Source organism: Pseudomonas delhiensis (assembly GCF_900187975.1).
Classification (GTDB): domain Bacteria; phylum Pseudomonadota; class Gammaproteobacteria; order Pseudomonadales; family Pseudomonadaceae; genus Pseudomonas; species Pseudomonas delhiensis.
In genome coordinates, this window is sequence record NZ_FZPC01000009.1 from 50047 (window position 1) to 71517 (window position 21471).

Here is a 21471-nt window from a genome sequence, read left to right on the forward strand (position 1 = left end):
CCCCGGCCTTCGGCTTCATGAAGTCGGCGATCGCCGGGTCATTTCGGCTCGACGGCGCCCACGAGATGCCGCTCCAGCCGCACCCCCGGCATCATCTGCCGCAGGCCCTCGACCAGGCGCTCGCCGGCCTCGTGCAGGGCCTCCAGCGGCATGGCCGGCAGGCTTTCGAGGATGAACCACATCTGCCGGGCCTCGGCGCTCAAGCGCGTGCGCACGCCCTGGCGCCAGTTCCAGCGGCGGCAGGTGGCGCCCAGGTCGTCGCGCCAGATGACTTCGCCGGGCAGCGGCGGGTCGTTGGCCGGCTGGCCTTCCTTGAAGGTGTCGAACGGCTCGCTGCCGTCGGCGAGGGTCAGCCGCGGCGTGCCGACGTAGGCCGCCAGGTTCTCGCCGCCCACCGGCAACGCGTACTGGATGCTGATGGCGTTGTAGAGGTCGACCACGGGGTCGATGCTTGGCAGGCTGCCGTCGCGCAGCACGCGCTTGCGCAGGGCCTCCACCGAACAGGGGGTGCGCTGGGGCTTGGCGCCGAAGCCGCGGAATACCTCGGCCCAGGCGGCGATATGGGCTTCGGCCCAGGCCGGGCCGCCATCGAGCAGCACCCGGCAGGCGCGCTCCACGGCCTGGCCGGCCACCGCCGGGTGCAGGATGGGCGCGGCCTCCACCGTCAGGCTCAGGGCGCGGAAGCCGGGTGCCAGGGTGGCGACCCGGGGGTCGATCCGGGGGAATACGGGTTGCATTGTGGCGTCTCCATGTCGGTGGTCGAACGCGCCAAACCTGGGTGACGCGGGCCCTTTCTAGCACCGCGGGGCGGGCGGGTTCCATATCGATTCCGATGATTTCAGCGAATGCACGATCAGTTTTGCTAATAGGCCCGGCAGGCACCGCTGCGGCATGCAACCCGCCAGGAACGACAGCCCCCTTCCCGCCGAGCTGGCCGTTCGGACAAGATAGGCGCGCCCCGCCGGGGCGCTTTCGCGCGCCTCCCCTTCCCTTTGCTGCCGGTGCCCCATGCAACCTCGCGATCTCGTCGCCTACCTGTATCTCGCGCTGGCCTGGGGCCTGTCGTTCCTGGTGCTGCTCAAGGCGATAGCCGGCTTCGGCTGGGTGGGCGCGGTGAGCTTCCGCGCGCTGATCGCCAGCCTCACCCTGCTGGCGGCGGCGCGGCTGAGCGGCCGGGTGCTGGACTTCCACGGCCTGTGGCGGCCGCTGTGCGTGGTGGGCGCGACCACGGTGGCCGGCCAGCTGATCGGCATGACCTTCGCCACCCCGCTGATCGGCACCGCCATGGCGGCGATCTTCGTGGCGGCCATCCCGCTGTTCTCCATGGTCATCGGCCGCCTGTGGGGGCTGGAGCGCATCACCCTGGCCGGGCTCACCGGCCTGGCCCTTGGGCTGCTGGGCATGTTCCTGCTGGTGGGCTTCCCGGCGGTGCCGGTGACGCGCGCCTTCGTGCTGGGCTGCGCCGGCTCCATCTTCGGCGCGCTGTGCGCGGCCTACGGCAGCAACTACGCGGCGCTGCGCCTGCGCACGGCGGGCTCCTGGGAGGTGACCTGCGGCGCCTTCCTGGTGGGCGGGCTGCTGACCCTGCCGCTGCTTTACTGGGTGCCGCCACCGGGCGTGCCCTCGGCGCTGGACGTGTTCTACCTGCTGCTGTGCGGCTGCATGATGAGCGCCTTCAACTACGTGGTGTACTTCCGCCTGGTATCACGCATCGGCGCCACCCGCGCCATCAGCGTGGAGTTCGTGGTGACGGTGGTGGCGGTGCTGGTGGGGGCGCTCTGGCTGCACGAGCCGCTGTCGCTGGTGCAGGGGCTGGGCGCGCTGATCATCCTGGCGGGGTGTGCGTTGGTGCTGGGGTTGGTGCCTGGGGTGCGGCGGCGGGGGACGGGTTGAATTTGGGGCTTCAGGCTTCAGGCTTCAGGCTTCAGGCTTCAGGCTTCAGGCTTCAGGCTTCAGGCTTCAGGCTTCAGGCTTCAGGCTTCAGGCTTCTTCAGGTTATGGTAGGGGCGAGCTTGTTTGCGAATGGTGTTTGCCGGTGGTTGTGGCATTTTGGATTAACTCCGCTCCCTCTCCCTAACCCTCTCCCTGAAGGGAGAGGGGACCGTTGGGCAGGGTTTGGTGTCATGGTGTCAGCCGGCAAGCACGGTGATATCCGGCTGGAACCATTCATTCTCTCGGCACGGACAAGCCCCCTCTCCCTTCAGGGAGAGGGCTGGGGAGAGGGAACGGTGTCACCCCAGGTACCGCAGCCGCCAGTGAACACCATTCGCGAGCAAGCTCGCTCCTACAAAAGCCCTTCACCTCAGGACAAGCTACGCACCGCCTCCCCCACCGGCGCCACGCCGGTGTCCACTTCCTCCATCTCCAGATACGCCGTCTCGCGCAGGGTGAACGAGCAGACCGCCACCAGGGCCATGATGGCCGCGCCGAAGATCATCACCGTGCGGCGGCCGTAGCGGTAGCCCAGGCGGCGAAGGCCACCAGCACAGCGGTCAGGCGGTCCATGCCGGGGAAGAACAGCTTGGGGAAGACCAGCGCCGCGGCATAGCCGTAGATGACGAAGTCGTAGAACTCCAGCGCTATGCCCATGCCGGAGACGCAGAAGGTTTTGAACGCCGAGCGCGAGCCGGGCTGTGCGGGGGTGTGATCGATCATGGTGTCTGCTCTTGTTCTTGTGGCAGCAGTGGCCCGTGCGGCGGCCTGGGGGCCGCCGCCGGGTGTCTTTCGCGGGTGGCGCGGCGCTAGGTCAGAAGCGCAGGAAGCCGTCGCGGGCCAGGGCCTTGGGGTTGCCGGCGACGTACTCCAGGTTGCAGCCGACGCTGTCCAGGCCGATGGTCAGCAGGGTTTCCCAGCGCTCGGTGTCCGGCTGCGACAGGTCCGGGTGGAAGCACACCACCGCCTGCTCGCCGGCGTCGCCGCAGAAGGCCTCGGCGCGGGCCGCCAGGTCCTCGCGGGCCATGCCCGGGGCCATGGCCGCCAGGTGGTCGAAGCGCGCGTAGGTGGTGGAGACGTCGGCAGTGCGCTCGCCCCTGGCCTGCTGCGGGTCGACGAAGTGGTTGGTGTGCAGCACCCAGCCATCGGCGCGCGGCGGCACCACGGCGGTGGCCGCCGGGCTCATCTCGATGCTGGCGGCGCGCAGCTCGGCGTCGTCGCGGCTGAAGCAGGTCAGCACGGTGGAGGCGCTGACGCGGGCCGAACCCACCAGTTCGATGGCCTCGGCCACGCTGGTGGCCTCTTCCAGCACGCGGCGGGCGATGGCGTGCACCGGCACCCCGGCCTCGGCGTTGTCGCCGGCGTGGTGGAGGATGTTGAAGTGCATGCCCAGGCCGGCGCTGTTGACGCCGATCTTGCCGAGCATGCCGAACTCGGTGAACAGCTTGACCGTCAGGCCGCTGCCGGCGGCCAGCTGCAGCAGCAGGCCGTGGGGCACCAGGCTGTCGTGCCAGTCCCAGGTCTGGATGCTCAGCGGCGCGGCGGCGCCATGGGGCGCGTAGACCGCGGTGGAGCACTCGCCTTCCAGCGGTTGCGCCGGCATCACCGCGAGGATTTCGGTGCGCGCATTCAGCGCCGCCAGTTGCCACAGCGGCAACCCCACGCCGGCGGCCAGGCCCTCGATCTCCCGGGCCAGGGCCGGGCACCAGGCGTCCAGCGCGGCCAGGCTGGCCTCGCCGATGCCGCGCGCCTGCCCGGCGGGCACGCCCACGCGGGGGAAGAAGTCGAGGTACAGCGCCACGCTGCGCCGAATCTGTTCCGCCCACCGCTCTCCAATCTGCCGCCCGCGCTCGAACGGCTCGCGGGTTTCGCTCACGAAGGAATGGATGATCACTGCAAGGCTCCTTTGTCGATTTGGAAAGAAGCGACTTTCGCCGCGTCCACCTTGGCGAGTATCAGCATGGCCACCGCCTGCTGCAGGCCCTGGCCGGGTTCGGCGGTGTAGACCTTGCCGCCGTGGAGGATGAGGTCGGCCGCGGCCATAGTTTCCGCTGAGGAAAAAACTCAGGCCATGGACACCAGCGCCGGAATCTGGTGGGTCAACCGCGACGGCGAACGCATCCGCCTGAAGCAGCCGGTGCCGCGCCTGGCCAGCGACAACTACGACTTCCTCCTGGCCTGCCTGCTGGCCGGCCAGGGCGTGCAGTTCCTCCCGCAATGGAGCGCGCGGCCCTACCTGGAGCGCGGCGAACTGGTGGAACAGCTACCGGACTGCTGGCGCGACCAGAGCGCCTTCGGCGCCACCATCCACGTGCTGTTCCTGCCGCACCGGCGCAATACGCGCAAGGTGCGGGTGTTCATCGAGGGGTTGAGGGCGCACCTGCGGGCGCAGGGGTTGGGCTGAGGGACATGCCGCCGGCGCTTTTCGTAGGGCGCATAACGCCTACGGCGTTATCCGCCATGATCGCGGACGGAGTCCGCTCCAGTTCAAGGAAGCACCGTCGTAGGAGCGGACTCCGTCCGCGATTGGATTCACCGGCCACGCCAGACACCCCGGTAGCACGGCCAGCGGCGGATAACCGCGAACGGTTATACCTACGGTTGCACCACCGTAGGAGCAACTGTCTATTGGGTTCCCGCGTTCGTTCGCGAGCAGGCTCGCGCCTACGGGAGGCCGGCGACACCAGCCGGCCCTAGAGCGGCAACTGCCCCGCCACCTCGGCGATCTGCTGGCGCAACCACGCGTGCGCCGGGTCCTGCTGGTTGCGCCGGTGCCATACCGCGCGCACCACGGAAATCGGCGCCTCGTAGGGAACGGCGCGGGCGAGGAAAGCACCGTCGCGAGCGAACTCGGCGGCCAGTTGGGATGGCACCAGGGCGACCATGTCGGTATCGCGCAGCAGCGCGGGAATGGCCAGCGAGTGGGCAACGGCGATGCGCACGCGGGGCGCCGTGCCGGCGTCCGCGTAGGCATCCTCCAGGGCCTGGCGGCCGAACATCTCCGACTGCCGGGCGAGGCCGCGCTCCATGATGAAGCCGCCGACCGCGCCCTCCTCCTGGCCACCCAGGGACACGGTGACCAGCGGGTAACCGGCCAGGGCCCGCCTGTCGATGCCGCGGTCCGCCAGCGGGTGGCCCTTGCGCAGCACCAGGGATTCGCCTTCGCGCCACAGCTCCAGGGCCTGGAAGCGCACCGGCAGGTCGGCGAAGACGCCGACGGCGATGTCGATGTGGCCGATGTCGATCTGGCTCGCCAGGTCCAGGCGCGTGGAGGGGCGTATGGTCAGGTCCACCTGCGGGCCGAGTTCGGCCAGGCGCCGGCCCAGGTGCCCCAGCAGCAGTTGGGTGACGTAGTCGTTGGCGGCCACCACGAAGCGGCGTTGCGCCCGCTGCGGCTCGAAGGGCTCGGCGCCGAGGGTGGCCTGGATCTGCAGCAGTGCGCTGCGCAATGGCCCGGCCATCGCCGTGGCCCGCGCGGTGGGCTCCATGCCCCGGGCGGTGCGCACGAAGAGGTCGTCCTGCAGCGCCTCGCGCAGCCGGCCCAGGGCGTGGCTGATGGCCGACTGGCTGAGGTGCAGGCGCTTGCCGGCGCGCAGCAGGTTGCGTTCTTCGAACACCGCGTCGAACACGCGCAGCAGGTTGAGGTCGATGCGTCCGAGGTTCATGGTCGCCCCAGGTCATGGCCGAAACCTGGATTCTAGCCAGCGCGGCAGCGTCGCCGACAGGCCGGCGCCATGCACGGCATGCAACATCACCTTGCACATCCATCGCTTCGAAGCCGGAGCGCGGCCTGGCATCGTCCTGGCCATGGCGCGGCCCGAACGGCCGCCCTCCTCCAGCAACCGGACGAGAGCACTCCCATGGCAAACCAGCCCTCCCCCAGCCAGCAGGCCCTGCTGGCCCGCTGCATCCCCTTCCTGGAAACCGTGAAGGACATGACCCCCGGCAGCCAGGTCGAGGACTGGCTGAATAGCAACTACGGCCCCGACAGCGCCTTCTACCAGGACGTGGCCCGGCTGATCCGGCTGGGCGTGGAAGTCGAAGGCTGGGCCGCCAACGTCGAGATCCAGGGGCGGCACTATCGCCGCTCGCGGATCGCGCCACCATCCGAGGCGACCTTCGGCTTCAGCGTCACGGCGGTCTACATGGACAGCCGCGACAATGACCAGGGCAACCCGGAGGGCAGCTTCCGCGGCGACTACCATGCCCACCCCTACGGCGAATTCAACATGGTCATCCCGCTGGACGAAGGTGCAGCCCTGGCCGGCCCCAACGGCTGGTGCCATGCGGGCTGGACGGCCCCCGCGCCGGGCAGCCGGCACTTCCCCGAAGCCAGGGGCGGCGCGGTGATCGCGCTGTTCTTCCTGCCTGCCGGGCGCATCTCGTACGACGTGCAGGCACCCGGGGCGTGACGCCGGGGTCAGGCCGCCATGTCGAGCAATCGCGCGATCTCGTCGGCGACCAGTTCCGGTTCGCTGAGGATCAGCCCATGGCCGGAGCGCTCGGCCAGCACGTGGCGGCCCTGGAGCGACTGCCGGGCGCGGTGGGCATGGGCGGCGTTGGCCGCCGCGCGTATCTGTGCGCTCATGCCGAAGTCCGCCAGGGCGCCGGAGATAACCGTCAGCGGGATGTCCGGCAGCACCGGCGGCTGGCTGCGATAGGCCTGCAGCGCCGCCACCAGGCCGGCCGGCTCGGCGCCGCGGGTGCGCATCACGGCCATGGTGAAGCCTTCCCGGCGCAGGTCGGCGAGCACGTCCTCGGGCAGCACGGCGATCGCCTTGCGGTAGCAGCGCTCCAGCAGGCCGCAGCGGGCCAGCAGCCAACTGGCCAGGTGGGCGAACTTCTCCAGGCGGCGGAAGGCCGGGGTGAAGATCAGCTCGCAGGCTTCGTCGGACACGTCCGCCAGCACCAGCCCGGCGATGCGCTGCGGCCTCGCAGCGGTGGCGGCGCGCACCAGGGGGCCGCCGCCGCTGTGCGCCACCAGCACGAAGGGCCCGGGGCCCAGGTGGTCGAGCAGGTCGTTGAGGTCGTCGGCCATCCGCTGCATGCTGCGCGGCCGGGCGTCCGCCGGGCTGCGGCCGAGGCCGCTGCGGTCGTAGACCACCGCGCGGGCCCGCTGCGCCACCCGCGGCTGCACCAGCCCCCAGAAGGAACGGCTGGCGGCCAGGCCGCTCTCGAACACCACGGTGGGCGCCCGCCCGTCCGCCGGCCCCGGCAGCGCCTGGTAGAACAGCTCGCGGCCATCGCGGGTGCGCGCCAGCCCTGGCGTGCCCTGGGTCGGCGCGGGTGCTGCAGGCTCGATGGCCATGGGTCGGCTCCTGGTGGCATGGCGAAAGATGGCAAATGATAATCATTAATCAACATCGATAGACAGGTGCCCGCTCGCCCAGGATGACTCGGAATCCGGCGTCGCTCGGGACGGCCCCCTCTCCCGCTTGCGGGAGAGGGAGCGGGGTCAATCCGCCCCCCCATGCAACCGGGTGACACCGTTCGCAAGCAAGCTACCCGCGAGTTCGGTGCTCGCCCTGAAGAGCGCCCTCTCCCCAGCCCTCTCCCTGAAGGGAGAGGGAGCCAGTCCGTGCCAAGAAATCTAATGGCTTCAGCCGGAAACCCTCGGTATTGCCGGCTGCCTCAGGAATATCCAAGCGCACCGAACAGCCCCCTCTCCCTGAAGGGAGAGGGAGCCAGTCCGTGCCAAGAAATGTGATGGCTTCAACCGGAAACCCTCGGTGTTGCCGGCGGCCTCAGGAATACCCAAGCACACCGAACAGCCCCCTCTCCCTGAAGAGAGAGGGAGCCAGTCCGTGCCGAGAAATCTGATGGTTTCAACCGGAAGCCCTCGGTATCGCCGGCTGCCTCAGGAATATCCAAGCGCACCGAACGGCCCCCTCTCCCGCTTGCGGGAGAGGGCTGGGGAGAGGGTGGCGGAGTGGGTCCGAAACACCCATGCAACCAGCTAGCACCGTTCGCGAGCAAGCTCGCTCCTACGAGAAGCCGTGCCAGCCCGTAGGGTAGGACCTTGTCCGCGATAGCCGGACGTATCGGCGCACTTCGCGGATAAGATTCGCTCCTTGCTGCCCCACCCGCACCATTCCCCCGTAGGGCGGATAACCGTTCGCGGTTATCCGCCGTTGGCCCGAGACACCGCTGACCGTAGGCGTTATGCGCTCTATGCGCACACGGGACCACGTCCCATGCACACAACCGGGCGGAACCTTCTGCTATCCTGTGCGTCCTTTCGCTGTCGGTCACTGCCTTGACCGTGCACCCCGTGACAGCCACGCGCCTGCGCACTCCATAAGAACCAAGGACACCTGATGACTACCTCTGCAACCGAACCGCGACGCGGTGCGGCCCTGGTGCTATTCGCCCTCGCCGTGGGCGGCTTCGCCATCGGCACCACCGAGTTCGCCACCATGAGCCTGCTGCCGCTGTTCGCCCCGGCCCTGGGCATCGATGCGCCCACCGCGGGCCATGTGATCAGCGCCTACGCCCTGGGCGTGGTGGTGGGCGCGCCGCTGCTGGCGGTGCTCGGCGCGCGCCTGCCGCGGCGGACGCTGCTGGTGCTGCTGATGGGGCTGTTCGCCCTGGGCAACGGCCTCAGCGCGCTGGCGCCGACCTACCACTGGATGCTGCTGTTCCGCTTCGTCAGCGGCCTGCCCCATGGCGCCTACTTCGGCATCGCCGCGCTGGTGGCCGCCTCGCTGGTGCCGCCGCACCGGCGCACGGTGGCGGTCGGGCGGATGTTCCTCGGCCTGACCGTGGCCACCATCGTCGGCGTGCCCCTGGCCAACTGGCTGGGCCAGGCCCTGGGCTGGCGCTGGAGCTTCGCCCTGGTTGCCGCGCTGGGCGTGGCCACCATGCTCTGCGTGCGCCTGCTGGCGCCCTACTCGCCGCCCGAGGCCGGCGCCAGCCCGCTGCGCGAGCTGGGCGCGCTGAAGCGCGGCCAGGTGTGGCTGACCCTGGGCATCGGCGCCATCGGCTTCGGCGGCCTGTTCGCGGTGTACACCTACCTGGCCGACATCCTCGGCGCGGTCACCCACGTCTCCCCCGCCGTGGTGCCGCTGGTGCTGGCGGTGTTCGGCGTCGGCATGACCCTCGGCAACATGTTCATCCCGGCGCTCGCCGACCGCGCGCTGATGCCCACCGCCGGCGGCCTGCTGGTGTGGAGCGCGGTGGTGCTGGCGATCTTCCCGTTCACCGCGGGCAATATCTGGAGCATCGCCATCTGCGTGTTCTTCGTCGGCTTCGGCGGCGCCCTGGGCACGGTGCTGCAGACGCGCCTGATGGACGTGGCCGAGGACGCCCAGGGCCTGGCCGCGGCGCTGAACCACTCGGCCTTCAACTTCGCCAACGCGCTGGGCCCGTTCCTCGGCGGCCTGGCCCTGGCCGCCGGCTACGGCTGGACCTCGCCGGGCTGGGTGGGCAGCCTGCTGGCCATCGGCGGCTTCGTGCTCTGGTCGATCTCCCTGGCCAGCAGCCGCCGCCAGGAAAGGGCCGCCCTGCAGGGCGACTGCTGAGCGGACGCGGCGGCCCTACCCACGGGCCGCCGTCACGGCCGCCGCGCCGAGGGCCCGTCGCCCTGCTGCCCGTCCACCCAGAGCGAACGCGGGTCGCAGATGACCCGCGACGGGTTGCCGATGGACACCAGGCACACGCGGTTCTCCCAGCGGTCCCAGAGGAACACGTACTGGGCGTCGCCGCCGGCGGGGGTGTAGCGCAGCATCATCCAGGCCACCACGGCGATGGCCCAGATCGACAGCAGCAGGGCGAGGAACGCGACCATCTTCATGGCCGCCGACCTCAGGGCCGGACCGCGAGAATGCCCGAATGCACCCGGTACAGCGCCTGCTCGGTGGTGCTGCCGATGATCTTCGCCAGGCCCGGGCGGTAGAGGGTGCCCATGACCACCACGTCCATGCGCTTCTCGTTGGCGAAATCGCTGATGACGCGGGTGGCCGGGCCCTTGACCAGGTGCTGGCAGGGCCGGCCGACGCCGAAGCGTTCGCCGATGCGGTCCATGCGCTGGCGCGAGCGGCCGCTCATCTGCTCGGCGACTTCCGGCGACCAGGCCACGGGGCCCGCGGCATAGGCCAGGTAGCCGCTGGCCAGGTCGTAGGCCTGCAGCAGGTGCAGCTCGGCGCCGCACTGGCGGGCCAGGGCCTGCGCCGACTCGACGATATGGTCGTTCAACTGGTCGACGAGCACGTCGTCCTGGGACAGGTCCAGCGCGGCCAGCACCCGCTGCGGGCACGGGTTGTCGGCGGTGCTGACCAGGTGCAGCGGCACCGGGCACTGGCGCAGCAGCTGCCAGTCCAGCGGGGTCATGATGGCGCGGCTCAGGGCCGGTTCGTACTGGCTGTCCTTCACCACCAGGTCGATGCCGTGCTGCTCCACCAGGCGCAGCGCTTCCTTCAGCGGGTCTTCCGTCCACACCGCCTCGGCGACGACCTCGATGCCCTGGGCGCGCAGGTCGGCGGCGTGCGCCTCCAGCCAGCGTTCCTGGCGCAGGCGCGTCTCTTCGCGGGCGCGGGTCTGCAGCACGCTGTCGAGCACGCCCAGGCCCACCGGCAGGGCATCCAGGGTGACCAGGTGCAGGTGGGCGCCGCCAGCCAGGGCCAGGGCCTTTGCGCGCGCCATGGCGGCGGTGTCACGGAGCAGGGGATCGCAGATCAGCAGCAGGCGCGAGTAGGCGTTCATGGGGACCTCCGGAGGGGGACAGGGGTTGTGCCCCTAAGCCTGCGCCTTCGCCGCCAGCGGCCCCTTGATGTGCATCAAACGCGCCGCCGCGCCCGCCCTAGGGCAGCATGACCGCAGCGGAGGAAAGCCCGGCTAGTCGCCGGCCGGAGCTCGGGCGCTGCGCACTTCCCGAGAAACCTGGTTCTGGATGGCGTAGGCCGGGTCTTCCAGGGTGTTGAAGTTGCGCACGTACTGGCGGGCGAAGCCGTCCACGCCCAGTTCGCGGTACTGCTGCACGTGCTTGAGTTCGTGGGCCCAGAGGGCCAGGTCGTGCAGGGCGTCGTCCTCGTTGCGGAACACCACCACGTCGATCAGGGTCACGGCGACCACGTCCTGGTTCTGCAGCATGGCGCTGGCGGCGTCGACGTCCTGGCCCTGGCCGACGCGGTAGCGCACCGCCTGCAGCAGGTCGTCCGGGTACCAGGCCTGCAGTTGCACGCGCAGGTCCAGGGGCAGCGGCTGCACGCCGGCGGCCAGCATGCGGTCGCGGGACTGGGTGAGCCACTGCGCCAGGGCCGGCGCGGCGACGTTGCGCGCGTCCTCCTGGAGCACGCCGAACACCCCGTCGGGGTCGGCGACGCAGATGCAGCCGCCCAGGCAGACTTCCGACTGCCCGGCCGGGCAGGCATACAGGGCCGCGCTGGCGCTGAGGCCGGCGGCAAGGACCAGTGAAAGCAGCGGGCGCGACGGGCGGGACTTCGACAAGCGGGGCTCCTGGGTTCAGGCAGGCGGGCGAGCATACCCGCCTTGCTTCAGACAACGGCGGCGGGGGGTTAGCTCCCCGGGGATGCCTCGGTGGTCAGCGGCGTTTCACGTAGGGCGCATAACGCCTATGGCGTTATCCGCCGTTTGGCCTTGGCTTCCGGCGGCGCCAGGGTTGACCTTGGCGCTGGCTATGGCCCCGGTGTATCGGCGGATAACCGCGAACGGTTATCCGCCCTACGGCTCCAGGGAGGCACGGTCGTAGGAGCGGACTCCGTCCGCGATATGTCGATCCCGGGCAGCACAATCGCGGATAAATCCGCTCCTACGCTGCCCCGCTCGCGCCATTCCCCTGTAGGAGCGCGCCCTGCGCGCGAATCGCGGGCAGGGCCCGCTCCTACAGGTTGACGCCGAACGGCCCCCTCTGTATCTGGGGAGGGCTGGGGTGAGGGTGCTCTAGGCCTCCTCCGGCCGCAACCGCAGCGGGTCCACCAGCCCGGCGGCGATGGCCATGCCCACCAGGTCGGCGAGGGTCTGCGCCTGCATGCGCTTCATCACCCGGGCACGGTACAGGTCCACGGTCTTCACGCTGATGTCCAGCTGCTCGGCGACCTCGCGGTTGGTGTAGCCGCGCACCAGCGGCAGCAGCACGTCGCGCTCGCGCGGGGTGAGCGCAGCGAGGCGTTCGTCCAGCTCGCCCAGGCCGGCGCGCGAGGCGTGCTGGCGGGCGCGGGACTGCAGGGCCTGCTGCACGCTGTCGAGCAGCAGCTGCTCGTTGTAGGGCTTCTCGATGAAGTCCAGCGCGCCGGCCTTGAAGGCGCGGATGACGATGGGCACGTCGGCGTGGCCGCTGACGAAGATCACCGGCAGCTCCAGGCCGCGCCGGCGCATTTCCTCCTGCACGCTAAGCCCGCCCAGGCCGGGCATGCGCACGTCCAGCAGCACGCAGCCGTGGGCGTCCGCCGGGCAGGCGTCGAGGAAATCGCGGCCGCTGGTGAAGGGCAGCGCCTTCAGGCCCACCGAGTCGAACAACCAGACGGTGGACTCGAGCATGCCCGGGTCGTCGTCCACCACGTACACCACCGCCTCTTGCGGCACTTCCATCCCCTGCTCCTTCCGTTCCCCGTTCATCCCCGCCCCCCTTCGCCGGCCGCCGGCAGCCGGCACTCCAGGCGCAGGCCGTCGGCCACCGGACGCGCGTCCAGGGTGCCGCCGAAGCCCTCGACCATGCCGCGGCTCATCGACAGCCCCAGGCCCAGGCCATCCGGCTTGCTGCTGTAGAAGGGCGTGAACATGCGCTCCAGTGTCTGCTCGTCGGCCCCCGGGCCGTTGTCCTCCACCCACACGCACAAACGCCCGTCCGCCTCCAGCGCCGAACCGATGGCGATGGCCGAAGGCGCGCCGGCGTGGCGCTCGCGGTTGGCCTCGATGGCGTTGCGCAGCAGGTTCAGCAGCACCTGCTGCAGCAACACCCGGTCGGCGTAGACCGGCGGCAGATTCTCCGCCAGCGCCTGGGCGATGGCTACCCCGCCCTGCCCCGCTTCCCAGGCGCACAGGCCCAGGGACTCACGCACCAGTTCGTTGACGTCCAGCGCCTGCAGGCGGCGCTGGCCCTTGCGCAGGAAGGCGCGCAGGCGGCGGATGACTTCCGAGGCGTGGTTGGCGTGCTCGGTGATGCGCGCCAGGCCCTGGGCCACGCGCTGCGCCGCCTCCGGGTTGCTGCCCAGGGCCGCCAGGTAGCGCTGGCTGGCGCCGGCGTAGTTGACCACCGCGGCCAGCGGCTGGTTGATCTCGTGGGCGATGCCCGAGGCCAGCTCGCCGAGGGTGACCAGGCGCGCGCTGTGGGCCAGTTCGTCCTGGTGGCGACGCTGCTGGTTTTCGCGCAGTTCGCGCTCGGTCATGTCGCGGGCCACCAGCGAGTAGTAGCGCTCGCCGCCGGCCGCGCGGTGGCCCAGCAGCACCAGCGACACCGGCACCGGCGCGCCGCCGCCCAGCGGCCGCAGCTGGCCTTCGGCGCGCCATACGCCCTGGCCGTCGGCAGTGTTCCAGCCCTCTGCCGCCAGGCGCCGCAGCAGGGCCTCGTCGAACAGCCCGTCGAGGCTCGCCGGCAGGCTTTCCTCGCCCAGCGCCAGCGCCTTGCGCGCCGCCGGGTTGGCATAGTTGGGGCGCCCGCCGGCGTCGACGAACAGCACCAGGTCGGCGTTGGCCTCCACCACCTCGGCCAGGCGCCGGCGGTTCTCCTCGGCGCGCACCCGTGCGGTGATGTCGCGGGATACGCTGACCACCTCCACCACCGCCCCGGTGTAGGTCTCGCGGATGGCGCGGCTGGCGGTCTCGAACCACAGGTAGTGGCCGTCGCGGTGGCGCAGGCGGTAGGTCAGGGTGGCGTAGCCGTCCTGCTCCAGGGCGTCGCGGGTATGCCGGGCCACGCGCTTGCGGTCGTCCGGGTGCAGCAGCGGCAGCACCGACTGGCCGCGCATCTCTTCCGGCCAGTAGCCCAGCAGCGGCCAGGACGAGGGCGAGGCGTCGAGGATGACGCCATCCAGGGTGCGCCGCGAGATCAGGTCGCTGGTGTTCTCGATGATCTGCCGGTACAGCCGCCGCGCCCGCGCCGCCTCGCGTTCGCCGGCGATCTGCGCGCTGGCCTCGCGGCCGCGCACCAGCACCTCGGCCTGGCCGGCGTCGGGGATGAAGCTCCAGAGGAAGTGCCGGCCGCCCTGCTCGCTGGGCGCGTCCTGCACCGCGCGGGCCTGGGCCAGGCAGCTGCGCAGCAGTTCGCGATGGTTGCTCGGCAGCAGTTCGCGCACGTCATCCAGGCCCAGCTCGGCGGCCAGGCGGCGCAGGGCCGGGTTGCCATCGAGCAGGTGCCCGTCGCCATCCAGCAGCAACGCCGGCAGCGGCTCGGCGGCCAGCAGCGGCGCGCTGCGCCGAGCGCCCCCGGCCAGCGCGAGCACTTCGTCGAGCAGCTCGCCGATCCAGCCCAGCCAGGGCGCGGCCGCCTCCGGCGCCGCCAGCAGCAACAGGCCGGGCTCGCCGCCCAGCGCCAGGTTCAGCGCCAGGCCGTGGCTCCAGCCGGCGCGGCGCAGGCGCCCACCCAGCCAGCCGGGCAGCGCCAGCAGTTCGTCCAGGGGCATGTCGCGGCGCCCGGCGAAGGCGGCGTGCAGGGCCTCGTCGTTGGCCTGCAGCGGGTCGCCGGCGCCGGGTGGCAGGCGCTCGTCGCCCAGCGCCTCGTAGCTGCGCGAGCGCGGCCGCCAGGCCAGGTAGAGCGCACGCGCCAGGGGCGCGCGGGCGCGGCACAGGGCGAGCAGCGCGTCGGCCTGGGCGGCCAGGGGCGCGGGCTCGCGGAGCAGGCGCACCAGGGTATTGAGTTCAGGCATGGAGGCGGTCCGGGTGCTTTTGTCTTTATATAGTATTTATACCATAAGCATATGGTTGTACTTCCATAACAATCTCGGGATTGCTATAAATCGCCCCATCAGCCGCCCGACAAGCCTGCAGGCGGCCAAGAACAATGAGCTAACAATCAGCCACAGGGTGTCTACATGTCGATCTTCGAACAGGGTCTCGCGCCTGCCCCGGTCAACCATACCGCGCTGACCCCGCTGAGTTTCATCGAACGCACCGCCAGCGTTTACCCCGACCGCACCGCCGTGATCCACGGCAGCCTGCGCCGCACCTGGCGCGAAACCTACCAGCGCTGCCGGCGCCTGGCCTCGGCCCTGGCCTGGCGCGGCATCGGCCGCGGCGACACGGTCGCGGTGATGCTGCCAAACACCCCGCAGATGCTGGAGGCGCACTTCGCCATCCCGATGATCGGCGCGGTGCTCAACACCCTCAACGTGCGCCTGGACGCCGAGGCCATCGCCTTCATGCTGCAGCACGGCGAGGCCAAGGTGCTGATCACAGACCGTGAGTTCCACGATGTGATCCGCGCCGCCCTGGGCATGCTCGACCACCCGCCGCTGGTGATCGACGTCGACGACCCGGAATACGGCGAGGGCGAGCCAGTCGGCAGCCTGGACTACGAGGCCCTGCTGGCCGAGGGCGACCCCGAGTACGCCTGGGCCTGGCCGCGGGACGAGTGGGACGCCATCTCGCTGAACTACACCTCCGGCACCACCGGCAACCCCAAGGGCGTGGTCTACCACCACCGCGGCGCCTACCTGAACTCGCTGGGCAACCAGATGACCTGGTCCATGGGCCAGCACCCGGTGTACCTGTGGACCCTGCCGATGTTCCACTGCAACGGCTGGTGCTACCCCTGGACGGTCACCGCGCTGGCCGGCACCCACGTGTGCCTGCGCCGGGTGGACCCGCAGAAGATCCTCACCCTCATCCGCGAGCACCGCGTCAGCCACCTGTGCGGCGCGCCCATCGTGCTCAACGCGCTGATCAACATGCCCGACTCGGCCAAGGCCGCCATCGACCACCCGGTGCACGCCATGGTCGCCGGCGCCGCGCCGCCGGCCAAGGTGATAGGCGCGGTGGAGGAAATGGGCATCCACGTCACCCACGTCTACGGCCTCACCGAGGTCTACGGCCCGGTCACCGTGTGCGCCTGGCACGAGGAGTGGGACGCGCTGCCGCTGGACGAGCGGGCGAAGATCAAGTCGCGCCAGGGCGTGCGCTACCCGACCCTGGAAGGGGTGATGGTCGCCGATCCCAAGACCCTGGAGCCGGTGCCGCGCGACGGCCAGAGCGTCGGCGAGATCTTCATGCGCGGCAACACCGTGATGAAGGGCTACCTGAAGAACCCCAGCGCCACCGAGGAAGCCTTCGCCGGCGGCTGGTTCCACACCGGCGACCTGGCCGTGTGGCACCCCGACGGCTACGTGGAGATCCGCGACCGGCTGAAGGACATCATCATCTCCGGCGGCGAGAACATCTCCACCATCGAGGTCGAGGGCGTGCTGTTCCGCCACCCGGCGGTGCTGGAGGCGGCCGTGGTGGCGCGCCCGGACGAGCGCTGGGGCGAGACGCCCTGCGCCTTCGTCACCCTCAAGACCGGCCATGCCGACACCACCGCCGAGCAGGTCATCGCCTTCTGCCGCGAACACCTGGCCGGCTTCAAGGTGCCCAGGACGGTGGTCTTCACCGAACTGCCGAAGACCTCCACCGGCAAGGTGCAGAAATTCGTCCTGCGCGACTGGGCCCACAAGCTCTGACGTCCCCTTCCCACTTGCGATAGCGCCCCGGCCTGGCCGGGGCGCCGAGGTACCCTCATGCCCGACTACAAGGCTCCGCTGCGCGACATGCGCTTCCTGCTCATCGACGTGTTCGACGCCCCGGCCCTGTGGCAGCGCCTGCCGGCCCTGGCCGAGCGCGTCGACGCCGACACCGCCGAGGCCATCCTCGAAGAGGCGGCGAAGCTCACCGGCGGCCTGCTCGCCCCGCTCAACCGCAGCGGCGACGAACAGGGCGCACAATGGCGGGACGGCGCGGTCAGCACCCCGGCCGGCTTCCGCGAGGCCTACGCCACCTATGCCGAGGGCGGCTGGGTGGGCCTGGCCGGCAACCCCGGGTACGGCGGCATGGGCATGCCGAAGATGCTCTCGGTGCAGTTCGAGGAAATGGTCTACGCGGCCAACGCCAGCTTCGCCCTCTACTCCACCCTCTCCGCCGGCGCCTGCCTGGCGCTGGACGCCCACGCCAGCGAGGCGCTGAAGCAGAAGTACCTGCCGGCCATGTACGAAGGCCGCTGGGCCGGCTCCATGTGCCTGACCGAGCCCCACGCCGGCACCGACCTCGGGCTGATCCGCACGAAAGCCGAGCCGCAGGCGGACGGCAGCTACGCCATCAGCGGCACCAAGATCTTCATCACCGGCGGCGAACAGGACCTGACCGAAAACATCATCCACCTGGTGCTGGCCAAGCTGCCCGACGCGCCGGCCGGCTCGCGCGGCATCTCGCTGTTCCTGGTGCCCAAGGTGCTGGTGGGCGACGACGGCGCCCTCGGCGCGCGCAACGCCGTGAGCTGCGGCTCCATCGAGCACAAGATGGGCATCAAGGCCTCGGCCACCTGCGTGATGAACTTCGACGGCGCCACCGGCTGGCTGGTGGGCGAGCCGAACAAGGGCCTGGCGGCGATGTTCACCATGATGAACTACGAGCGCCTGTCCATCGGCATCCAGGGCATCGGCTGCGCCGAGATGTCCTACCAGGCCGCCGTCGGCTACGCCCGCGAACGCCTGCAGAGCCGCGCGCCGACCGGCCCGCAGCAGAAGGACAAGGCCGCCGACGCGATCATCGTCCACCCGGACGTGCGGCGCATGCTGCTGACCATGAAGGCCCTGACCGAGGGCGGCCGCGCCTTCGCCACCTACCTGGGGCAGCAGCTGGACATCGCCAAGTACGCCACCGACGACGCCGAGCGTGCTCGCGCCGAAGGCCTGGTGGCGCTGCTCACCCCGGTGGCCAAGGCGTTCTTCACCGACACCGGGCTGGAAAGCTGCGTGCACGGCCAGCAGGTGTTCGGCGGCCACGGCTACATCCGCGAATGGGGCCAGGAACAGCTGGTGCGCGACGTGCGCATCGCGCAGATCTACGAAGGCACCAACGGCATCCAGGCCCTGGACCTGGTCGGGCGCAAGGTGCTGGCCAACGGCGGCGAGCTGCTGGCGCTGTTCGCCGGGGAAATCCGCGCCTTCGCCGAGGCCGTGGCGGACGACGAGTTCAGCGCCCCGCTGCTGGAAGCCCTGGAGCAGTTGGAAGCCCTCACCCGGCAGCTCCAGGAGCGCGCCAAAGAAGACCCGCGCGAGCCGGGCGCCGCGGCGGTGGACTACCTGCACCTGTTCGGCTACACCGCCTACGCCTACATGTGGGCGCGCATGGCCCGCGCCGCCAGTGGCCAGGCCGATGACTTCCACCAGGGCAAACTGGCTACGGCGCGTTTCTATTTCGCCCGCCTGCTGCCGCGTACCCAGTCCCTGGCCAGCGCCGTGCGCGCCGGCAGCGAAAGCCTCTACGCGCTGGAGGCCGAGCAGTTCTGATTCCCTGTTGAGCGTGTTGCGCGGCCAGCCCTTCGGGGGTGTGCCGCGCTTTTTTATTTCGTAGGAGCGAGCTTGCTCGCGAAGGGTGCCAGCCGATAGCAGCGGTGTTTGGGATGTACGCCGTCCCCTCTCCCCAGCCCTCGGCTGCGCGCCCCGCCCTGAAGGGAGAGGGGGCTTGTCCGTGCCGGCTGCAAGGATGGTTTCAACCGGATGCCGCAACGTCCGGCTGACTTCAGAACATCAGCGTCTGCCGAACGGTCCCCTCTCCCTTCAGGGAGAGGGTTAGGGAGAGGGCGCTCTCATGCCTGGCACCGGCATGGCCGGGAAACTCCGTTCGCGAGCAAGCTCGCTCCTACAAGTCCCCCCAGCCCCCATCACCCCAAAAACCCGGCGTAGAATGACCGTCCCAGCGACTCACCGACGCCCGCCATGTCCCTAGACGACCAGACCCTGCGCGACATCTCCCGCCTCACCCTGCAGCACTACCAGGACAGCGCCGAGGCCTTCCGCGAAGGTACCCGCAACCACGACGTCAGCCAGAACATCGCCGCGCTGCTGCGGCACATCCACAGCGAGCCTCCCTTCGCCCTGCTCGACTTCGGCTGCGGCCCCGGCCGCGACCTGAACACCTTCAAGGCCCTGGGCCACGCCCCGGTGGGCCTGGACGGCTGCCCGAACTTCGTCGAGATGGCCCGCCAGGCCAGTGGTTGCGAGGTGTGGCTGCAGGACTTCCTGGCGCTGGACCTGCCGGCGGCGCGCTTCGATGGCATCTATGCCAATGCCAGCCTGTTCCACGTGCCGCGCCAGGAGCTGCCGCGGGTGCTGGGAGAGCTGCGCGCGGCGCTGAAGCCCGGCGGCGTGCTGTTCGCCTCGAACCCGCGCGGGGACAATGCCGAGGGCTGGAACGGCCCGCGCTACGGCGCCTACCACGATTGGGAACACTGGAAGCAGTTGCTCGAAGCGGCGGGCTTCGAGCAGTTGGAACACTACTACCGGCCCGCCGGGCTGCCGCGCGAGCAGCAGCCCTGGCTGGCCAGCGTCTGGCGCCGCGCCGAGCCCTAGTTGGCCTTGGCCGCCCAGGCGTTGAAGCGCAGCTCCAGCTCCTCGCCGTGGTCCACCCAGAAGGCGAAGTCCACCGGCACCGCCTGCTCCAGGTTGGCCGGCGCGGTGTTCAGGCGCTCCACCAGGGCCGGGTCGAGCAGCGCGGTGGTCTGCCTGTTGACCGAGCCGTAGCCCAGCTTCACGGTGTGGATCTTCTGCTGCTCCGGGCGCAGCGAGAAGGCGATGAAGTCCTCCGCCTCCTGCTTCTTCGGGCTGCCCTTGGGGATGGCCCAGGAGTCGATGGCGTACAGGCTGTCGTTCCACACCACCTTCATCGGCGCGCCTTCCTCCTGGGCGGCGAACACACGGCCGTTGTAGGCGGTGCTCATCACCACGTCGCCGCTGGCGAGGAACTGCATGGGCTGGGCGCCGGACTCCCACCACTGGATCGACGGCTTGATCTGGTCCAGCTTGCGGAAGGCGCGGTTCACGCCCTCGGGGGTGGAAAGCACCTTGTAGATGTCCTGCTTCGGCACGCCGTCGGCCAGCAGGGCGATCTCCAGGGTGTACTTGGCGCCCTTGCGCAGCGCGCGCTTGCCGGGGAATTTCTGCGTGTCCCAGAAGTCCGCCCAGCCGGTCGGCGCGGTGCTCAGGCGCTTGGCGTCGTAGGCCATGGCCATGGACCACACCAGCAGGCCGGCGCCGCAGTCGGACACGGTGCCCGGCACGTAGTCGGCGACATTGCCCAGGCGCGCCGGGTCCAGTTGCTCGAACAGGCCTTCGTCGCAGCCGCGCAGCAGTTCCGGGCCCTCGACCTGGACCACGTCCCAGTTGACGCTGTGGGTGTCGACCATGGCCTTGATCCTGCCCATCTCGCCGTTGTACTCGCCGGCGATCACCTTGTTGCCGGTGGCCTTCTCGAAGGGTTTGTAGAAGGCTTCGGTCTGCACGTCCTTGCTGGTGCCGCCGAAGGAGATCACGCTCAGGTCGGCCGCCATGGCGCCGGACGCCAGGCCCATGAGCAGGGCCGCCGCTATCGGGTTCTTCATTTCCACCTCTTGGCTTTGTTGTTGGCAGATTTCAAGCACGCCAGGCGCCCGGCCTCTGCGGGCCGGGACGCATGCAAAGGGATCAGCTGCGGTAGTCGGCCTCGCCGTCGGCGATCAGGCGCAGGGCCGACTCCCAGGCCAGCAGGTGCAGGCCGCCGGCCAGGGCTTCCTCTTCCTGCACGGCAACGCGCTCGCGCACCGCTTCCGGCGGGTAGCGCAGCTGGCGGCCGCCGGCCAGGGCCTGCACCTGGGCCTGGCAGGCGCGTTCGAGGAAGTAGATCTGGTTGAAGGCCTCGGCGATGCACCGCCCGGCGGCCAGCAGGCCGTGGTTGCGCAGGATCATCGCCATGTTCGAACCCAGGTCGCGGACCAGCCGCGAGCGCTCGTCCGGGTCCAGGGCGATGCCTTCGTACTCGTGGTAGCCCAGGCGGTTGTGGAATTTCAGCGCGTGCTGGCTGATCGGCAGCAGGCCGTCCTCCTGGGCCGACACGGCGATGCCGGCGGCGGTGTGGGTGTGGATCACGCAGGCCACGTCCGGGCGCGCGGCATGCACCGCCGAGTGGATGTTGAAGCCGGCGCGGTTGACGCTGTTCGGGCCGAAGCGCGGGTCGATGACGTCGCCGGCGTGGTCGACCTTGACCAGGTCCGAGGCGCGCATCTCGTGGAACATCACGCCGTAGCGGTTGATCAGGTAGTGGCCCGGCTCGCCCGGCACGCGGGCGGAGATGTGCGTGTCGATGTGGTCGGTCCAGCGGAAGTGCGCAACCAGCCGGTACAGCGCTGCGAGGTCGCAGCGGGCCTGCCACTCTTCGGCGGAAATACTCGCGGGGTCGATGTTGTAAGCTGTGTCGCGCATGGCAAATCCTTGTTATCAGGCTCGCGCGGCGTAGGCGCCGCGTTCTGCCCAGGAGTGTGCGGCGCCCGCCGTGGCGCCGCCATGCACAGGGGCGATGGACTGCCTGCAGTGCTGTTATGGTCGCGTGGCCTGTACAGTTTCCGTTCCCCCCTACCGGACGCTT

At 70.2% G+C, this 21471-nt stretch carries 19 protein-coding genes and 2 pseudogenes; 7 read left to right on the forward strand and 14 right to left on the reverse strand.

The window, feature by feature from the left end; genetic code table 11:
• Nucleotides 1-38 precede the first annotated feature (38 nt).
• A complete protein-coding gene (locus CHC02_RS09905) occupies nucleotides 39-737 on the reverse strand; it encodes a B3/B4 domain-containing protein (RefSeq protein WP_089391306.1) in 699 nt (232 codons plus the stop codon).
• Between the two features lie 271 nt (nucleotides 738-1008).
• Between CHC02_RS09905 and CHC02_RS09910 the strand changes: the two genes are divergently transcribed.
• Nucleotides 1009-1893: a DMT family transporter gene (locus tag CHC02_RS09910; RefSeq protein ID WP_089391307.1), complete on the forward strand. Its 885-nt coding sequence runs from the start codon at nucleotides 1009-1011 to the stop codon at nucleotides 1891-1893.
• A 409-nt stretch (nucleotides 1894-2302) separates the two neighbouring features.
• Here CHC02_RS09910 and CHC02_RS30185 read toward each other — a convergent pair whose 3' ends face one another.
• The 4 genes and pseudogenes from CHC02_RS30185 to CHC02_RS30190 form a co-directional block, all read right to left on the reverse strand.
• Nucleotides 2303-2440 (reverse strand): hypothetical protein, encoded by a 138-nt coding sequence (locus CHC02_RS30185; protein ID WP_167364812.1) that lies wholly within the window; start codon nucleotides 2438-2440, stop codon nucleotides 2303-2305.
• Between the two features lie 23 nt (nucleotides 2441-2463).
• Nucleotides 2464-2655: pseudogene (locus CHC02_RS09915) on the reverse strand (MFS transporter); the annotation flags it as partial.
• Between the two features lie 91 nt (nucleotides 2656-2746).
• Nucleotides 2747-3826 (reverse strand): C45 family autoproteolytic acyltransferase/hydrolase, encoded by a 1080-nt coding sequence (locus CHC02_RS09920; RefSeq protein WP_089391308.1) that lies wholly within the window; start codon nucleotides 3824-3826, stop codon nucleotides 2747-2749.
• The gene (locus CHC02_RS30190; protein WP_167364810.1) at nucleotides 3823-3975 is read right to left on the reverse strand and encodes a hypothetical protein; all 153 of its coding nucleotides are present in this window, start codon (nucleotides 3973-3975) and stop codon (nucleotides 3823-3825) included. The genes CHC02_RS09920 and CHC02_RS30190 overlap by 4 nt, the downstream gene beginning before the upstream one ends.
• Before the next feature lie 49 nt (nucleotides 3976-4024).
• On the opposite strand from CHC02_RS30190, the pseudogene CHC02_RS09930 reads away from it, so the two are divergent.
• Nucleotides 4025-4336 (forward strand): annotated as a pseudogene (locus CHC02_RS09930) (LysR substrate-binding domain-containing protein); the annotation flags it as partial.
• Nucleotides 4337-4625: 289 nt separating this feature from the next.
• Here the strand turns inward: CHC02_RS09930 and CHC02_RS09935 are convergent.
• The gene (locus CHC02_RS09935; protein ID WP_089391309.1) at nucleotides 4626-5597 is read right to left on the reverse strand and encodes a LysR family transcriptional regulator; all 972 of its coding nucleotides are present in this window, start codon (nucleotides 5595-5597) and stop codon (nucleotides 4626-4628) included.
• 195 nt (nucleotides 5598-5792) lie between these two features.
• Here CHC02_RS09935 and CHC02_RS09940 point away from each other — a divergent pair, with 195 nt between their 5' ends.
• Nucleotides 5793-6344 (forward strand): 4-hydroxylaminobenzoate lyase, encoded by a 552-nt coding sequence (locus tag CHC02_RS09940; protein ID WP_089391310.1) that lies wholly within the window; start codon nucleotides 5793-5795, stop codon nucleotides 6342-6344.
• 8 nt (nucleotides 6345-6352) lie between these two features.
• On the opposite strand, the gene CHC02_RS09945 is transcribed toward CHC02_RS09940, so the two are convergent.
• Nucleotides 6353-7240 carry an alpha/beta fold hydrolase gene (locus CHC02_RS09945; RefSeq protein WP_089391311.1) on the reverse strand — a complete coding sequence of 296 codons (888 nt, stop codon included), beginning with the start codon at nucleotides 7238-7240 and terminating at the stop codon, nucleotides 6353-6355.
• Nucleotides 7241-8249: 1009 nt separating this feature from the next.
• Between CHC02_RS09945 and CHC02_RS09950 the strand changes: the two genes are divergently transcribed.
• Nucleotides 8250-9452 (forward strand): MFS transporter, encoded by a 1203-nt coding sequence (locus CHC02_RS09950; protein WP_089391312.1) that lies wholly within the window; start codon nucleotides 8250-8252, stop codon nucleotides 9450-9452.
• 32 nt (nucleotides 9453-9484) lie between these two features.
• On the opposite strand, the gene CHC02_RS09955 is transcribed toward CHC02_RS09950, so the two are convergent.
• The 5 genes from CHC02_RS09955 to CHC02_RS09975 form a co-directional block, all read right to left on the reverse strand.
• Nucleotides 9485-9724 (reverse strand): hypothetical protein, encoded by a 240-nt coding sequence (locus CHC02_RS09955; protein ID WP_089391313.1) that lies wholly within the window; start codon nucleotides 9722-9724, stop codon nucleotides 9485-9487.
• A gap of 11 nt (nucleotides 9725-9735) precedes the next feature.
• Complete coding sequence (locus CHC02_RS09960; protein ID WP_089391314.1) at nucleotides 9736-10632, reverse strand: universal stress protein; 897 nt, start codon at nucleotides 10630-10632, stop codon at nucleotides 9736-9738.
• 132 nt (nucleotides 10633-10764) lie between these two features.
• Nucleotides 10765-11376, reverse strand: a complete 612-nt coding sequence (locus CHC02_RS09965; RefSeq protein ID WP_089391315.1) for an eCIS core domain-containing protein — start codon at nucleotides 11374-11376, stop codon at nucleotides 10765-10767.
• Nucleotides 11377-11829: 453 nt separating this feature from the next.
• Nucleotides 11830-12477, reverse strand: coding sequence for a response regulator transcription factor (locus CHC02_RS09970; RefSeq protein ID WP_089391316.1), 648 nt, complete (start codon nucleotides 12475-12477; stop codon nucleotides 11830-11832).
• A 23-nt stretch (nucleotides 12478-12500) separates the two neighbouring features.
• Complete coding sequence (locus CHC02_RS09975; RefSeq protein ID WP_089391317.1) at nucleotides 12501-14750, reverse strand: PAS domain-containing sensor histidine kinase; 2250 nt, start codon at nucleotides 14748-14750, stop codon at nucleotides 12501-12503.
• Between the two features lie 165 nt (nucleotides 14751-14915).
• On the opposite strand from CHC02_RS09975, the gene CHC02_RS09980 reads away from it, so the two are divergent.
• From CHC02_RS09980 to CHC02_RS09990, 3 genes are all read left to right on the forward strand, one after another.
• Nucleotides 14916-16538, forward strand: a complete 1623-nt coding sequence (locus CHC02_RS09980; RefSeq protein WP_089391318.1) for an acyl-CoA synthetase — start codon at nucleotides 14916-14918, stop codon at nucleotides 16536-16538.
• Nucleotides 16539-16595: 57 nt separating this feature from the next.
• Nucleotides 16596-18362, forward strand: a complete 1767-nt coding sequence (locus CHC02_RS09985; RefSeq protein ID WP_089391319.1) for an acyl-CoA dehydrogenase C-terminal domain-containing protein — start codon at nucleotides 16596-16598, stop codon at nucleotides 18360-18362.
• 429 nt (nucleotides 18363-18791) lie between these two features.
• A complete protein-coding gene (locus tag CHC02_RS09990; protein WP_089391320.1) occupies nucleotides 18792-19424 on the forward strand; it encodes a class I SAM-dependent DNA methyltransferase in 633 nt (210 codons plus the stop codon).
• Here the strand turns inward: CHC02_RS09990 and CHC02_RS09995 are convergent.
• Both CHC02_RS09995 and CHC02_RS10000 read right to left on the reverse strand, forming a co-directional pair.
• A complete protein-coding gene (locus CHC02_RS09995) occupies nucleotides 19421-20452 on the reverse strand; it encodes an ABC transporter substrate-binding protein (RefSeq protein WP_089391321.1) in 1032 nt (343 codons plus the stop codon). The two genes, CHC02_RS09990 and CHC02_RS09995, sit on opposite strands and share 4 nt — an antisense overlap.
• Before the next feature lie 82 nt (nucleotides 20453-20534).
• The gene (locus tag CHC02_RS10000) at nucleotides 20535-21308 is read right to left on the reverse strand and encodes a class II aldolase/adducin family protein (RefSeq protein ID WP_089391322.1); all 774 of its coding nucleotides are present in this window, start codon (nucleotides 21306-21308) and stop codon (nucleotides 20535-20537) included.
• Between the last annotated feature and the right edge of the window lie 163 nt (nucleotides 21309-21471).